We start from the raw sequence: 14049 nt of genomic DNA on the forward strand, positions 1-14049 counted from the left end.
TTAAACTAACCTTGCTATTGAGCAGGTTCAATATTCCATACTGCTGAGATTCAGGGGAAAGAGGGCAATGAAGGATCAAACAGTGGGGGGGCGTATCCTGGTTGTAGATGACGAACTCATCGCTCTTCAAAACATGAAGCACGCTTTGGAAAAGGATAATCATACGGTATTTACGGCAGATAACGGAAGAAGCGCTATAAAGCTTGTCGATGAAGAATTCTTTGATGTGGTCGTAACCGATCTTAAAATGAACGATGTTGACGGCATTCAAGTTCTAAAAAGAGTTAAGGAAGTATCCCCCACGACTGAAGTTATTGTGGTTACGGGGTATGCGAGTGTTGAAACGGCTGTGGAAGCTATGAAAATGGGGGCTTTTTACTATCTTTCCAAACCTATTCAAATTAATGACTTAAGAAATCTGGTTCAAAAAGCTTTAGAAAAGGTTCAGCTTGTTAAGGAAGTGCGAAAATTACGAGAGGAAATTGCTGGTGTTGGAAGTATGCCTCTTTTCATCGGCAAGAGCCCATCCGTAGAGCGCCTTATCAAGATGATTGAGCAAATCGCCCCCGCAGACTGTAACGTGCTTATTCAGGGAGAAACCGGAACAGGAAAGGAAGTTGTAGCCCGCATGATTCATCACCTCAGTCCCCGTAAAGATAAACGTTTTGTAGCAATAAACTGCGGTGCTTTCACGGAAGAATTATTAAGTAGCGAGCTTTTTGGGCACGAAAAAGGGGCTTTTACCGGCGCACATACGACAAAAAAAGGACTTATGGAAATAGCCTCAGGAGGAACTCTTTTTCTTGACGAAGTGGCAGAAATGCCCCCATCTATGCAGGTTAGATTGCTTAGAGTTATTCAGGAAAAGGTAATCATACGTGTAGGAGGAGTAGAAGAAATACCCATTGATGTCAGAATAATTGCTGCAACTAACAAAAATCTCAAAAAAGAAGTCGAACTTGGGCATTTTCGTCAGGATCTTTATTACCGTCTTAACGTTATTACTTTACAGGTGCCACCACTTAGAGAGCGAAGGGATGACATCCCGCTACTTTGTCACTACTTCATTGATAAATTTGCTAAAGCTCAAAAAAAGACCATTACGGAAATTTCTGAAGACGTTATGAATATACTTATGGAATATGAATTCCCCGGAAATGTTCGAGAACTCGAAAACATGATAGAGCGAGCCGTTACTTTAGCCACAGGAAACCGTATTGAAGTAGAACACCTCCCGATCGATTTGCAGCAGAGACTTTTTCATATCAAGCGTCCCCAGAAAAATGAACTTCTTACTCTGGACGAACATGAACGGGAATACATACGATGGGTGCTTATGAAAACTCGGGGTAACAAAAGCAAGGCCGCGGAAATCCTTGGCATCGATCGAGTTTCCCTATGGCGAAAGATGAAAAAATACAACATATCAGCTTAGCCCATGACATTAAATTGCTCCAAAACGGTGTCGATAACCTTAGACACATCGTCAACAAAGACAATTTTAAGTCCTTCTTTAACATCGTCGCTTAGAAATTCCGTGTGAGAGCGGTTTTTAAGAGGCAGGACAACGGTATTTATGCCGGCACGTTGAGCTGCAAGGAGCTTTTCTCTCACGCCTTCCACAGGAAGAATCCTACCAGTAAGTGATAGCTCTCCTGTCAAAGCCACATTTCTCCGAGCTGGACGGTTAAGAAACAGGGAAAGAAGAGCAAAAAAGATTGTAATGCCGGCTGAAGGACCGTCTTTAGGAATAGCGCCGGACGGAATATGAATGTGAATATCAACATTCGCAAAATTAGTTGGATCAATACCAAAGTCCACAGCGTGACTCCTGAGGTAACTTAAAGCAGTCTGAGCAGATTCTTTGAGGATCTTTCCAAGAAGCCCTGTTAGAATAAGTTGATTTGTGCCCTGCATTTTAGTGGTTTCTACAAAGACGATTTCTCCTCCGTTTTCTGTCCATACCAGACCGGTCGTTACACCCACTCTGTTCATAACACCCATTTTTTCGTGTTGAAACCGTGGGGGACCAAGAAATTCCTGAATCTTTTGATTATCGAAAGATACAACGCTTTTCTGGTCTTCCCTATCATAAGGGTCTATCTGCTTTGACACTATAAGCCTTGCTACTCGTCGACATAAAGCGGCAAGCTCACGCTCTAGATTCCTTAAACCGGCTTCTCTAGTGTATTCTCTAATGATAAAGGTCAAAACATCACGAGAAATATCCAGAATTACATCCGTAAGTCCATATTCCTGCTGTAACTTAGGAAGAATGTAATTTGCAGCTATCTCCACTTTTTCCCGCTCGGTGTAACCTGAAAATTGAATTATCTCAAATCGGTCAACAAGTGGACCGGGTAGGTCACTTACTGTGTTAGCAGTGGCTATGAACATGACTCTGGAAAGATCAAAAGGAATTTCGAGATAGTGATCGTAAAATTGAAAATTCTGTTCCTGATCCAGAATTTCAAGAAGAACAGATGCTGGATCTCCTCGAAAGTCTTTTCCGATTTTATCTACCTCATCAAGCATGATTACGGGATTGCTGACCCCAAGTCGGTAAATTTCCTGAATAATTCTTCCGGGCAGAGCACCCACGTAAGTTCGACGGTGGCCTCGAAGCTCTGCTTCGTCTTTTAAACCGCCGAGGGAAATACGAGCGAATTTTCTGCCCAGAGCTTCCGCTATTGACTTCCCCATAGATGTTTTTCCGGTTCCAGGTGGACCTACGAAGCAAAGGACCGGACCTCTCCCAATTTGCTGATGCCTCTTCTTTTCCGCTCGTTCCCTAGCAAGTCGCTTGAGGTCTTCAATATTAACCGGTTTTGAGATGTAATGAACCGCTCCCTTCTTGAGTGCTTCCACGGCTGAATCCACTGTTGCGTATCCTGTTACAACCGCTACTTCAACTTGAGGCTTAATATCCTTGATCTTTTCAAGCAGTTGCATGCCATCCATCTGGTCCATTTTGAGGTCTGTAATAACAAGGTCAAAATCCTTTCGAATGATTTGTTCTAGAGCTTCTTTGCCATTGATTGCTGAGTCAACATCGTAGCCTTCACGCTTAAGAATATATTCCAGATTCCTGAGAGCAATTTCCTCGTCGTCCACAATTAGAACACGAAAGTTTCTCAGTATGCACAGGGTTCGTATGGCCAAGTGTTCCAGAATTCTTTCTTTGATGTGAGTAAGTCCATAGTGATGTTTATTCAGAATCTGTTCAACGGAAGCAAAGTCTAAGTTATCCTGGGTGTATTTGTTCCATGGGAGCTTGAGGAGATATTCAACATAATTTAGCCCTATAGAATATTCTGACATGCCCGGGTCCATATGTTCAAGATGTTCAAGCTCCATCAAGACGGCTTCACGGACATATGGGGGATAAGGCTTTTCATCCAGCATGGATCGTAACTTTGAAAGCGTTGAACTTTGAGAACTACTTCCTTGCGCAATTTTCTCGGCGCTTGAAACTCTATCCTGTCCCGTCTGTTTATTCTCGTCATCTTTTTTCTTGAAAAACCACATCGCTTGCCTCCTACACAAGTGTTTCATAAAAGAAACATGTTGGTTAAAAACAGTTGCAATTTTGTTGTCTCAGTTTGCTTAACTAACCTCAGTTTTAAGCTCATTTGCTTGATAATGGTTGCATTATTAAACAATCATAACGAGTTTTTACTGCTCATGGCTATGATAAGCGAAAGCTGTTCCATCGTCCATTAAAGAAAGGCTTGAGGATAAGTGATCTAATTTTGGCATGACTTATGCTGAACAAATGGGCGAGACCGGATACAAAGGTAAAAAAACAACCTAAAAAAAGAGGTGATAATCATGAAGAGTTTGAAAGAAAAATTAGAGCTTTGGGCCATGGCGGTTACCTACGCCGAAAGAGGGGATAGAGAAACTGCCATGAGGTTTCTCAGTGAAATGAAAGAGGACAGGAGACTAAAGGAAGAGGAGCGTGACTACGCCAGAAAACAGGTGGTCAACCGCAAGAGAGATTACAGAATGTAAACGGTGGGACTATGGGCCCGAAAAAGAAAAGCCGGGTAAGAGTTACTAAAAAGAATGTGTTGAAATCGATTAAAGATCGTTACGACGATTTTTGTGAGGCTATCGCCTTTGCAGAGGGCGGCTTGCTAGATGAAGCTCAACGGCTTGTTGGTGTTCGTAAACCAAGAAAAATTCTGGTTTTGGGAATAAACGGCCTATTCAGCAAAGCTGTGGTTGACTATGCTCTAGAATTTGCAAAGCGCATGTCCTACGAAATTGTGGCTCTCGCTCTTGATGGCTCTCTTTATCGTCCTCCAGATCCTACAGTGGGAGCTGAATTTTTCTCAAGGGAAGCTCAATCTCAGGGAATTTCCTTCTACTATGTCTCCAAAAAGGGACAACTTGAAGAATGTCTTAAATCCGTTGAACGAGAGATGGGATCCATCGAGCTGATGATAAGTGATCCTGCATTTTGTAGTGAAGTAGATTGCACAGAGCTTGGATCTCTCCTTCCCCTTATAACCGTAGCAACCGATTTTTCCTAGTCTTTTTGAATTAGAAGCCCGTTCTCAAAAGACATAACCTAAATCGCCCTATCTGCAGCAGTGCCGGAACGAAATCTGAAAGCTTTTCTTGATTTGTATGCAATTTTAGTGGCAGAAAATAGGGGCACTCCTATGGGGGTGCCCTTTAACATTTTCGAACATTTTGCCTCATGTCTTGACGAGTGGTAAACTCACCGTTAGCCTTTATTTTGAAGATGCTGCACAAAGGAGAAAGGGAGGTAGTAAAACCGTGGCCCCAACAGTGCTCATAGTGGATGATGAACCAAACTACCTCGTGGTGCTAGAAGAACTTTTGATCGATGAAGGTTATACAGTGCTTACAGCCGATAACGCCAAAACCGGTCAGGAACTGGCACTGAACCACGATGTTGATGTTGTTGTGACCGATATGAAAATGCCAGACATTGATGGCATGATCTTTCTTGATAACCTTCACCGTCTTAAGCCTGATCTTCCGATCATTATGATGACAGCCTACGGCACTATCGAAAAGGCAGTTGAAGCAATGAAGAAGGGAGCCTTTGACTATATCTGTAAGCCCTTCGAAAACGAAGAATTCAAAATGGTCGTGGCTCGAGCTGTGGAACATTTTAGACTTCTCTGCCGGAATAGAGAACTGGAAGAAGAGATTAAAAACCGGTATTCTTTCCAGAACATAATCGGTAAAAGTCCAGCTATGCAAAAGGTGTTTTATGTAATCGAGAAGGTTGCCCCTTCAAAATCGACAGTACTTATTACGGGCGAATCAGGCACAGGAAAAGAGCTTATAGCTAAGGCTATTCATTACCAGAGTCCCAGGAAAGACAAGCCCTTTGTGTCGGTAAATTGTGGTGCTCTTCCTGAAACGCTACTTGAGAGCGAGCTTTTCGGCCATGAACGAGGAGCCTTCACCGGAGCCATTCAACAGAGAAAGGGGCGGTTTGAGTTAGCTCATGAGGGTACTCTATTTCTCGACGAAATAAGCGAAATGCCTCTGCACCTTCAGGTTAAGCTTCTTAGAGTGCTTCAGGAGATGGAGTTTGAGCGGGTTGGCGGAAGCCAGACAATCCGAGTAGATGTGCGAGTTATCGCCGCTACCAATAGAGATCTTAAAAGAGAGGTTGAAGCAGGAAGATTTCGTTCAGATCTTTTCTATCGATTAAACGTTGTAAATATTCATCTGCCGCCTCTAAGAGACCGCTCTGAGGATATACCTCTCCTTATCAGTCATTTCCTAGAAAAGTACAGTAAGGAGATCGGACATAGAGAGCCTTTGAAGGTGGACAGAAACGCTATGCGGTGTCTCATGGAATATCACTGGCCTGGAAACGTGCGAGAACTAGAAAATGTTATTGAAAGAGCCATCCTGCTGTCGTCGGGGAATGTTATTACTATGGCTGACCTGCCTGTCGAAGTGCGCCAGGGTAGAGGCGGTGAACTCTTACAGGATGATGAATTCACCAGAGAACGATCGGAAGAAAAGCCAAACCTGGCTTTCCCTCAGGTGGATCCGTTTTCTTCTGGAACTCCAGCTTCTTATTTTCTGTCACCTCGCCAAGTAAGAGGACTCGAATTTATCCGAAAGCACGGCTATATCACAAATAAGTATTATGCTGAGATCAATAGTATCTCTGCTAGGCACGCACTAAGGGATCTCGATGATTTGATTGCTCAAGGGTATATTATTCGAGTCGGTCAGGGGAGGAGCGCTCGCTACGTTCTTAACCCTGGAAGAGCCAGTCAACCAAAAATGAGATGAGTCAAAATAGCTCGCTGAAATTTATTCTTTTTCCTGGCTATCCTTTTTCAAGAATGCTCGAGACAACTTCACCGCACACAACTCTCCGCACATGGTGCAGGTTTCCCGATCATTAGCGAGAGCTAGCCTCTTTTTGGCTTGTTCTGGATCTATCGCTACGGATAACATACCTTCCCAATTCAGGTCTCGGCGATATGTGGACATCAGGCGATCTTTTTCTATAGCGCCAGGCACTCCTTTGACAATGTCGGCTACATGCCCCGCTATGCGAGACGCCACAACACCGACGTAAACGTCTTCCGGGGTCGGTAGTGCTAAGTGTTCTGCCGGCGTTACATAACAGAGAAAGTCTGCTCCGGCAGCAGCAGCAATAGCTCCACCTATGGCGGCAGTGATGTGATCATAACCTGGAGCTATGTCGGTTGGAAGCGGTCCGAGGAGGTAAAAGGGTGCACCGTCACACAGTCGCTTTTCTAGAATGACGTTTGCGGTGATTTGATCAAGAGGAACATGACCTGGTCCCTCGATCATTGCCTGAACGTTCTTTTCTCTAGCACGTCGTGCCAACTCCCCAAGCAGGATAAGCTCTTCTATTTGAGGCCGATCCGTAGCATCAACTATTGTCCCGGGCCTCATCCCATCACCAAGACTGAGGGTCACATCGTAACGGTAAGCAATCTCCAACAGGGCGTCGAAGTTCTCGTATAGCGGATTTTCTTTGTTATTGTGCTTCATCCACTGAAGCAGTATTGAACCACCTCGACTCACGGATGGTATGAGTCTATTGCTTCCTTCGATTCGTTTTATGGTTTCTCGAGTAATACCGCAATGAACTGTTATATAATCTATTCCCTGACGACACTGCTCTTCTATGCTTTTGAAGAGTTCATCAACGTCCATCTTATAAATAGGAATGTGATTTCTGTGGAGCCGAGTTGCTACGGAGTATATTGGCACCGTTCCGACCATAACAGGGGATTTTTCTAAAATTGCTAAGCGAATAGCTTCAAGATCGCCGCCGGTGGAAAGATCCATCACTGAATCTGTTCCCGCAGATACTGCTGCTTCGAGCTTTACAAGCTCATTTTCTAAAGATGCGCAGGCTCCACTGCTTCCAATATTAGCATTGACCTTGGTCCGTAACTTTTCCCCTATGGCAAGAATACGGTCAAAATTGTGGTTTATATTTTTGGGAAGCACAGCTTTTCCAGACGCAATGAGCGATCTCAAGGATTCAGGATCAATGTTGTCCGCCTCGGCCGCTTTTCTCATCTCATTGGAAATAATACCTTTTTTTGCCATTTCGAGTTGAGTCATGGAAATTTTTGACCTCCATTTTTATATTGAGCCTTTCTGCATAGATTTTTATCCAGTAATGACCGAAAATTGTCAATGGCGAGTAAAGGGTGTTAGAGAAAGATTGTGGTGATAACAATCGCGGTTATCATATTACAGGGGCATGTCATGCCCCTAACCATAATCTCTTTATAACAAAATCTTATTAATGAAGAAGATGTTTTAACAAAATCAGGGGAGATAACTCTTTATGTGGTTACTTATATAGTGATAATTTCTGAACACCCTCATTGTGAATGAAGGGTTGAAAAGGGTTTTCATAGGTGGATAGCTAATTTTTGAACATCCTACGTAGGACTTGAATTTTTAAGCCTGCGCGTATAGTTTTTAATTGAAATCGCATTGAGACAGGAGGAGATGCATGCCAATAAGTGTTAGTTTTATCAAGGAACTGGACACTGTAGATCCTAAATTGCGTAGAGTTCTTCTCGCTATGCTGGAAGAACTCGAAAGGCAAAGGGAGGAATCAGTCACAAAAAAAGAATTTCTCGATCTTAAGGAAATTGTACGTGAACTTGGCAAGTCGGTTCAAGATCTCGCCGTTGCACAAAAACGCACTGAAGAAAGAGTAAATGAGCTTGCGGAGGCTCAAAAGCGAACTGAAGAAAGGGTAAATGAGCTTGCGGAAGCTCAGAAGCGGACGGAGCAGAGGCTGAATGAGCTTGCGGAGGCTCAAAAGCGAACCGAAGAAAGGGTAAATGAACTTGCGGAAGCTCAAAAGAAAACCGAAATTGAGGTTGCAAAACTTGCTTCGTCTGTTGATATTCTTAGACATCAGGTTGGAGGTCTTTCAATAAGTGTGGCATTTGCTTTGGAAAACGAGGCATACCGCAAACTGCCAGAGTTTTTGAAAGTAAATTACGGAATAGAAGTAACAGATCGCCTCATTCGCACTCATATTGGCGATTTGGAAATAAATGTCTTTGGTAAAGCTACTCGGGAAGGGAAAGAGATCTATCTTGTTGGAGATGCAGTGTTGAAACTTGACGATATGTCTAAAATTTCTAAGGTGTGGGATCAAGTTGAGGCAGTGAAGGAGGAATTTGGCGGAGAAGTAGTACCGGTAATAATAACTCACTTTGCAAAACCAAAGGTTATGGAAAAAGCTAGACAAGCAGGCTTTATTGTGGTTCAGAGCTTTGAATGGTTATAAAAAGCAGGAAGAATGGTCGTCATAGTTTACCTGAAAATTCTCTATGGGCGGACCAAACAGTTGGGAACACAAATTTTTTCCCAAAGGGGCTTTGGATTAAGAAAGCTATGAAAGAGAAGTCCGCTGAGAAAACTGTTTCAGCCGAGTCATCCTTCTCTCGAAGGCGGAATCTATTTTTATCATCAATTCGTCAATATCGCAGGGCTTTAACAAATATTCATAACCGCCCCGTTTCATAATTTCCACAGCCACATCAACAGATGCATGCCCCGTTAGCATGATGACCTCAATCGATGGGTCTATCTTTTTTATGGCGGTGAGAGTGTCTATTCCGTTCATGCCGGGCATGCGCATGTCAAGAAGCACAATGTCAACATTATGATTACTAATGAACTCCAGCGATTCTTCACCGCTTCCTGCAGAATAAACTTCAAGCCCTTGAGCAACAAGAAGCTTCGATAGAGTTTTTCGGAATCGCTCCTCGTCGTCAACTATCAAAACTTTGGGTCGCAAAGGTTGTTTTTCCTCCATGGCTTTGTCCTTCCTTTTTTCTGGCTGGGAGTTGCACCGTAAATCTAGAGCCCTTTCCCAATTTGCTTTCGACTTCTATGGTTCCGCCCATGCTGTGAATAATCGTGTATGCTAGAGAAAGCCCCAGGCCCGTTCCCTGGCCTGGTGGCTTGGTTGTAAAAAAAGGAATAAAGATCTTGTCTAAGTGTTCGGGTGGAATACCGCAACCTGTATCGCTTACCGAAAACTCCACCATATCGCCACCGCTGTATCTTGTGGAAACTTCTATTATTCCACCCTGTTCCCCCAGAGATTGCACAGCGTTTACCAGAAGATTGAGAATAACCTGCCTTAAAAGAGGAACATCCACCAATACGAGAGGGATGTTAAGATTGTAATTTCGTTCAATTCGGATAAATTTCTCAGCCTTGGTGTTACCCAAGTTTCCCAATTCTCGATTTTTGGTTGGCGTTTTTGTCGTTAGTTCAACCAGTTTAACCATATCTTCAATAACTTCATTCAAATCGGCTGATTGTGCTACAGGCTTACGCTTCCTGGCAAAGTCAAGTAGTTTGTGAGTAATATCGCGACAACGTTGAACCTGTCGTGAAATTTCCTGAACGGAATCTTTGACCTCTTCTATGAGATTTTCCTCTTGAGATGACATGCAATGCTGAACCCACTGAACTTCCTGATGTATTATGGCAAGAGGGTTATTTATCTCGTGGGCAATTCCAGTAACTATTTCTCCCAGAGCGGACAGTTTGTGGGATTGGATGAGTTGATCGTTTATCCGAACCTGACTTTCTTTGAGTTTTTGAAAGGATTTTAGAATTTTGTAAAGCCCAACCAGGTTTATACACAAAAGTCCCATTAGGATAACAGTAAAGACCAGGCTATGCGATGAATAAATCCCCATAGCAGCAAGAATAATAGAAGAAATTGCAATCGTTGTCATAAGCAACGATTCTGGAGGGTTTTTAATAAGCGGCAACGTTCCGAAAAACTCCCCGACCTTCACAGAATTATCTCTCCGTCTGAGTTTGTTCGAGCAAAATTTTTCGTTCAAAAGCCTGCTGGATCTTCTTTATAAGATCTTCGAGTTTGGCTGGCTTCAGGACATAATCGTAAGCTCCAAGCTCAAGTCCTCGTCTTCCAGCTTCAAGTGACCCGTGCCCTGTAAGAAGAATTACCTGCACCAGTGGCCACTTGGTTACGACTTCTTTGAGCACCTCTATGCCGTCCATGCCGGGCATTCGGACATCAAGCACAATGACATCCACGTCATTCGTTTCAAGATACTCCAAAGCTGCTTTGCCGCTTGATACTCCAAAAGCATTAAAACCCCGCCTTTCAAGGCGCTTGACAATGGTTTCGAGGAAATCAAGTTCGTCGTCCACGACAAGAATTTTTATTTTTCTGGAATTCATAGAACAGATTTCCTTTTTCTTACGGGTTATACTCTCAGCACGTCCTCACTTCCTCCAACCACCAGGGGCAACTCAACAGTAAAAACAGCTCCATGCCCACCATCTCTGTTGCGAGCATAGATTTTCCCACCAAGCTTTTCTACAATGTTGTAAGTTATGGAAAGCCCCAGGCCGGTTCCTTTACCCACCGGTTTGGTTGTAACAAAGGGATCGAAGATTCGATCCATGATTTCTTCGTTAATTCCGGGTCCACTGTCGCTTATTTCGATCGCAACCCAGTTCCCACCATTTTTCAACCTGGTGCTGATCCAGATATCTCCGTTCTTTTCAACGGCATCAATAGCGTTGTTGAGAATATTCAAAAACACCTGTTGAAGCTGTGCTCCGTCGCTCTGAATGTCGGGAATATTGAGCGATAGATCTTTATGAATGGTGATGTTGCGATAGGTCGCTTCGTTTTCAAGAAAAGAAAGGGTTTCCAGAATGACCTTGTTGACATTAACTTTTTCTCGACGAGGCTCCATTCGACGGGCGAATCCAAGAAGGCGGTGAGTCACCTCTCGTGCTCGTTCAACATGATATTCTATTTTATCAACAGCATCGGCGAATTCCTTAAAATTTTCGCTTGCCTTGATGTCCTCTTCTTCTAGCAAATCTCTCAACCAGCCGGCTTTTTCTCGAATGACAGCAAGCGGATTGTTTATTTCATGTGCCACACCGGCAGCAAGCCTTCCTAAAGCAGCCATTTTGGAAGAGTGCATGAGTTCAGCGTCAAGAGCGCTTCTTTCTCGATCTGCCTGCTCAAGTTGTCTTACCATCACGACCGATACGGCAACAGCTCCTATCACAATGGCGCCTACTCCCACAAATAGCAGTATGAACGCCAGATGTTTTGCCTGCAGAAGAGGAAATAATTCTTCTTCGAGGTCTTCAATAACCACGAGCATCCATCTTTTATTTTCCAGCCACGATGCCGCAGTAGCCACTCTGCGACCGTTCATTTTTGCTTCGGTGACCTTAGTGCCATGGAAAAATCTTACTTCCAGAGGTAGAGACTGATCCGGCGTCTTACCGATCACTTGAGGATTAGTCTGGTATTCACCCTTTTCGTTTACGAGAAAGGCATCGCCGTAACGCCCCTTGCGAGCAGCCAGCACCAGAGATTCAAAAAGTTCAGTATTAATGGTAGCTCTAAGAATCCACCAGAAACCATCAGCTTCTCTCTTCATAACCGCAATAATAAAATGTGGTGCACGCCGAAAGCCCAAAAATACATCGCTTATGTAAACTCCCTGCATGGAAACCGCCTGAAACCATTCAGTCTCGCGGTAGTTAAAGCCTTTGAGATTGTATGGACCAACATAAGCAACGTGGTTTCCATGCATATCTATGATCCCGATATCAATGTAATATCGGGAGCGGCTCTGTATGAGCGAAAAAAGTTCATCAAGGTAGCCGGGTTTGGTGATTTGGGAGAAACTGTGGGTGTTGGCGATGCTTGCAAGCTGTAGAACTCGTTCCTCGAAAAATAAATCTATCGCCCGTTTTCGATCCTCCACCGAAACTCTGAGAGATTCGAGAACTCGAGCAGTGTAGGAATTGCTGAAATGGCGGTAGAGTGAAAACCCAAGCATGACCAGCGGTATTATGGAGAAGCAAATTATAGCCACGGTCATTTTGATTCCAACGAGGTGGTAGCGTTTCGTCATTATCGATCTCCCTTTTTGTGCGGTAACCCCATGGAACTTATGGCAAAGCTTATGCCAATAGGGAAGGACGTCTTCGGCAAGGGTTGTCGCTACACTCAAGAAAACGATAAGGTCTAAGTTCTGTCAGGTTTTTTTACGATATACTGCCTTTATGTCAGTTTTTTTTACGAAGTGAGTTTCGGAAATCTCGGCTTTTGAAAAAAATAAATTGGGCAGTAGGGGCACGGCATGCCGTGCCCCTACGATAGGGCAACCGGGAGATTTATCAGCGCGATCTTTTCCGAAAAGCCTTATAGCGCTGAGTTCTGTTTCCTAAAACATGGAATCTCTCAAATCCATCCCGGTCAGGTAAGGAACATATTTCTTGTCTGCTCCCAGAATGTGTTTCTTGAGCCAGTCTCCCAGGAAATTGAGAAGTTCTATACCAAGACCAATCTCACCCGCTTTGTATCTATTAGCCATTTCGTGAACCTTTTCCATCAATCGTCTGTGAACCTCGCGGTGATTTGCAAGATCGGGATAATTTGCTTTTTCCATGTAGTATTCTTCTCTCTGGAAATGTTTATCCGTGTAGTCCACAAGCCCTGAAAGTATTCGATCCAGCACGTCTTTTCCTCGCCCGGTAGCCATAGCTTCGTTCAGATCGTTTATCATTTTGAAAAGCCTCTGATGTTGATCGTCAAGTTCGGAAACCCCCACGGAATATTCAGGCGACCATACCATAATGGGTTTTACCTTAGCTGTTTTACCTGGTGAGACTTCTGAGGCTTTTCTGGGAATGGCAGGTCTTGCTGCTGGAGCTGCAATTCTTTTAACAGCGCCCGCGGGTTTTGCCAGCGCTGGAACTTCTCTAATAGCTTTTCTTGCCTGTCTTTCCGTCGATAGTTTTGAAACTTCAGCCACTTCTAGGCCCCTTCCTCCTATTATAGCCAGAAGTTCTCCCACGTAGGAGCGCAACTGCTCCGCCTGGGCATTAAGTTCCTCAGCCGCCGCAGCCGATTCCTCAGCATTTGCCGCATTCGCCTGGATCGATTTATCCATCTCGGATACGGCTCTGTTTACCTGATCAATTCCATCCCTTTGTTCCTGAGACGCCGCTGCAATTTCTCCAAGCAGTTCGGAAACTTTTTCTGTGCTGTAAACCACCTTTGCAAAAACCGCCTTTGTCTGTTCCGTTGCGCTCATGCCGGCTTTAGCTTTTGTAACTGTGGCTTCGATTAATGCTGCCGTGTTTTTTGCCGCTTCGGCTGCTCTCATGGCAAGTGATCTTACTTCGTCGGCTACGACTGCAAAGCCTGCTCCAGCTTCGCCTGCTCGAGCCGCTTCCACCGCCGCATTCAGAGCCAGTAAGTTGGTCTGAAAGGCAATCTCGTCAATTGTTTTAATGATTTTCGATGTTTCTTCGCTTGCTCGATTTATTTCCGCCATAGATGCGGCAAGGTTATCCATAGAAGCATTGGCGTCGGAAACTATATCTCGAGTTTCCCTCATGAGTCTTTCAGCTTCTGAAGCGTTGTCTGCATTCTGGCGAGTCATGGAAGCCATCTCTTCCAGAGCCGATGAAGTTTCTTCTATTGCCGCCGCCTGCTGAGAT

At 44.1% G+C, this 14049-nt stretch carries 12 protein-coding genes; 5 read left to right on the forward strand and 7 right to left on the reverse strand.

Going from position 1 to position 14049, the window contains the following annotated elements; genetic code table 11:
- The first annotated feature begins 67 nt into the window (after window positions 1-67).
- Window positions 68-1435 (forward strand): sigma-54 dependent transcriptional regulator, encoded by a 1368-nt coding sequence (locus WHS38_04175; protein ID MEJ5300166.1) that lies wholly within the window; start codon window positions 68-70, stop codon window positions 1433-1435.
- Here WHS38_04175 and lon read toward each other — a convergent pair.
- Window positions 1432-3528 carry an endopeptidase La gene (gene lon / locus WHS38_04180; protein MEJ5300167.1) on the reverse strand — a complete coding sequence of 699 codons (2097 nt, stop codon included), beginning with the start codon at window positions 3526-3528 and terminating at the stop codon, window positions 1432-1434. The genes WHS38_04175 and lon overlap by 4 nt on opposite strands.
- 303 nt (window positions 3529-3831) lie before the next feature.
- Between lon and WHS38_04185 the strand changes: the two genes are divergently transcribed.
- The 3 genes from WHS38_04185 (at window position 3832) to WHS38_04195 (ending at window position 6297) form a co-directional block, all read left to right on the forward strand.
- Window positions 3832-4014 (forward strand): hypothetical protein, encoded by a 183-nt coding sequence (locus WHS38_04185; GenBank protein ID MEJ5300168.1) that lies wholly within the window; start codon window positions 3832-3834, stop codon window positions 4012-4014.
- Window positions 4015-4025: 11 nt separating this feature from the next.
- Entirely contained in the window at window positions 4026-4538 is a 513-nt protein-coding gene (locus WHS38_04190; protein ID MEJ5300169.1) for a hypothetical protein, read from the forward strand.
- 250 nt (window positions 4539-4788) lie between these two features.
- A complete protein-coding gene (locus WHS38_04195; protein ID MEJ5300170.1) occupies window positions 4789-6297 on the forward strand; it encodes a sigma 54-interacting transcriptional regulator in 1509 nt (502 codons plus the stop codon).
- A gap of 21 nt (window positions 6298-6318) precedes the next feature.
- Here WHS38_04195 and thiC read toward each other — a convergent pair whose 3' ends face one another.
- Window positions 6319-7614 (reverse strand): phosphomethylpyrimidine synthase ThiC, encoded by a 1296-nt coding sequence (thiC, locus tag WHS38_04200; protein ID MEJ5300171.1) that lies wholly within the window; start codon window positions 7612-7614, stop codon window positions 6319-6321.
- Between the two features lie 400 nt (window positions 7615-8014).
- Between thiC and WHS38_04205 the strand changes: the two genes are divergently transcribed.
- Window positions 8015-8806: a hypothetical protein gene (locus WHS38_04205; protein ID MEJ5300172.1), complete on the forward strand. Its 792-nt coding sequence runs from the start codon at window positions 8015-8017 to the stop codon at window positions 8804-8806.
- Window positions 8807-8911: 105 nt separating this feature from the next.
- Here WHS38_04205 and WHS38_04210 read toward each other — a convergent pair whose 3' ends face one another.
- The 5 genes from WHS38_04210 to WHS38_04230 all read right to left on the reverse strand — a co-directional run.
- Window positions 8912-9337, reverse strand: a complete 426-nt coding sequence (locus WHS38_04210; GenBank protein MEJ5300173.1) for a response regulator — start codon at window positions 9335-9337, stop codon at window positions 8912-8914.
- Complete coding sequence (locus tag WHS38_04215) at window positions 9294-10337, reverse strand: ATP-binding protein (GenBank protein ID MEJ5300174.1); 1044 nt, start codon at window positions 10335-10337, stop codon at window positions 9294-9296. The genes WHS38_04210 and WHS38_04215 overlap by 44 nt, the downstream gene beginning before the upstream one ends.
- 4 nt (window positions 10338-10341) lie before the next feature.
- On the reverse strand, window positions 10342-10746 hold the full coding sequence (locus WHS38_04220; protein MEJ5300175.1) for a response regulator: 405 nt from the start codon (window positions 10744-10746) through the stop codon (window positions 10342-10344).
- Between the two features lie 26 nt (window positions 10747-10772).
- Window positions 10773-12455, reverse strand: coding sequence for an ATP-binding protein (locus tag WHS38_04225; GenBank protein MEJ5300176.1), 1683 nt, complete (start codon window positions 12453-12455; stop codon window positions 10773-10775).
- Between the two features lie 312 nt (window positions 12456-12767).
- The coding region (locus WHS38_04230) for a bacteriohemerythrin (protein MEJ5300177.1) at window positions 12768-14049 on the reverse strand (1282 nt) is incomplete at its 5' end.

This window comes from Thermodesulforhabdaceae bacterium (assembly GCA_037482015.1).
Taxonomy (GTDB): Bacteria; Desulfobacterota; Syntrophobacteria; order Syntrophobacterales; family Thermodesulforhabdaceae; genus JAOACS01.

Coding starts and splice junctions, on each gene's coding strand:
- WHS38_04175 (MEJ5300166.1), top strand. CDS start 68: ATGAAGGATCAAACAGTGGGGGGGCGTATCCTGGTTGTAGATGACGAA.
- lon (MEJ5300167.1), bottom strand. CDS start 3,528: ATGTGGTTTTTCAAGAAAAAAGATGACGAGAATAAACAGACGGGACAG.
- WHS38_04185 (MEJ5300168.1), top strand. CDS start 3,832: ATGAAGAGTTTGAAAGAAAAATTAGAGCTTTGGGCCATGGCGGTTACC.
- WHS38_04190 (MEJ5300169.1), top strand. CDS start 4,026: ATGGGCCCGAAAAAGAAAAGCCGGGTAAGAGTTACTAAAAAGAATGTG.
- thiC (MEJ5300171.1), bottom strand. CDS start 7,614: ATGACTCAACTCGAAATGGCAAAAAAAGGTATTATTTCCAATGAGATG.
- WHS38_04205 (MEJ5300172.1), top strand. CDS start 8,015: ATGCCAATAAGTGTTAGTTTTATCAAGGAACTGGACACTGTAGATCCT.
- WHS38_04210 (MEJ5300173.1), bottom strand. CDS start 9,337: ATGGAGGAAAAACAACCTTTGCGACCCAAAGTTTTGATAGTTGACGAC.
- WHS38_04220 (MEJ5300175.1), bottom strand. CDS start 10,746: ATGAATTCCAGAAAAATAAAAATTCTTGTCGTGGACGACGAACTTGAT.
- WHS38_04225 (MEJ5300176.1), bottom strand. CDS start 12,455: ATGACGAAACGCTACCACCTCGTTGGAATCAAAATGACCGTGGCTATA.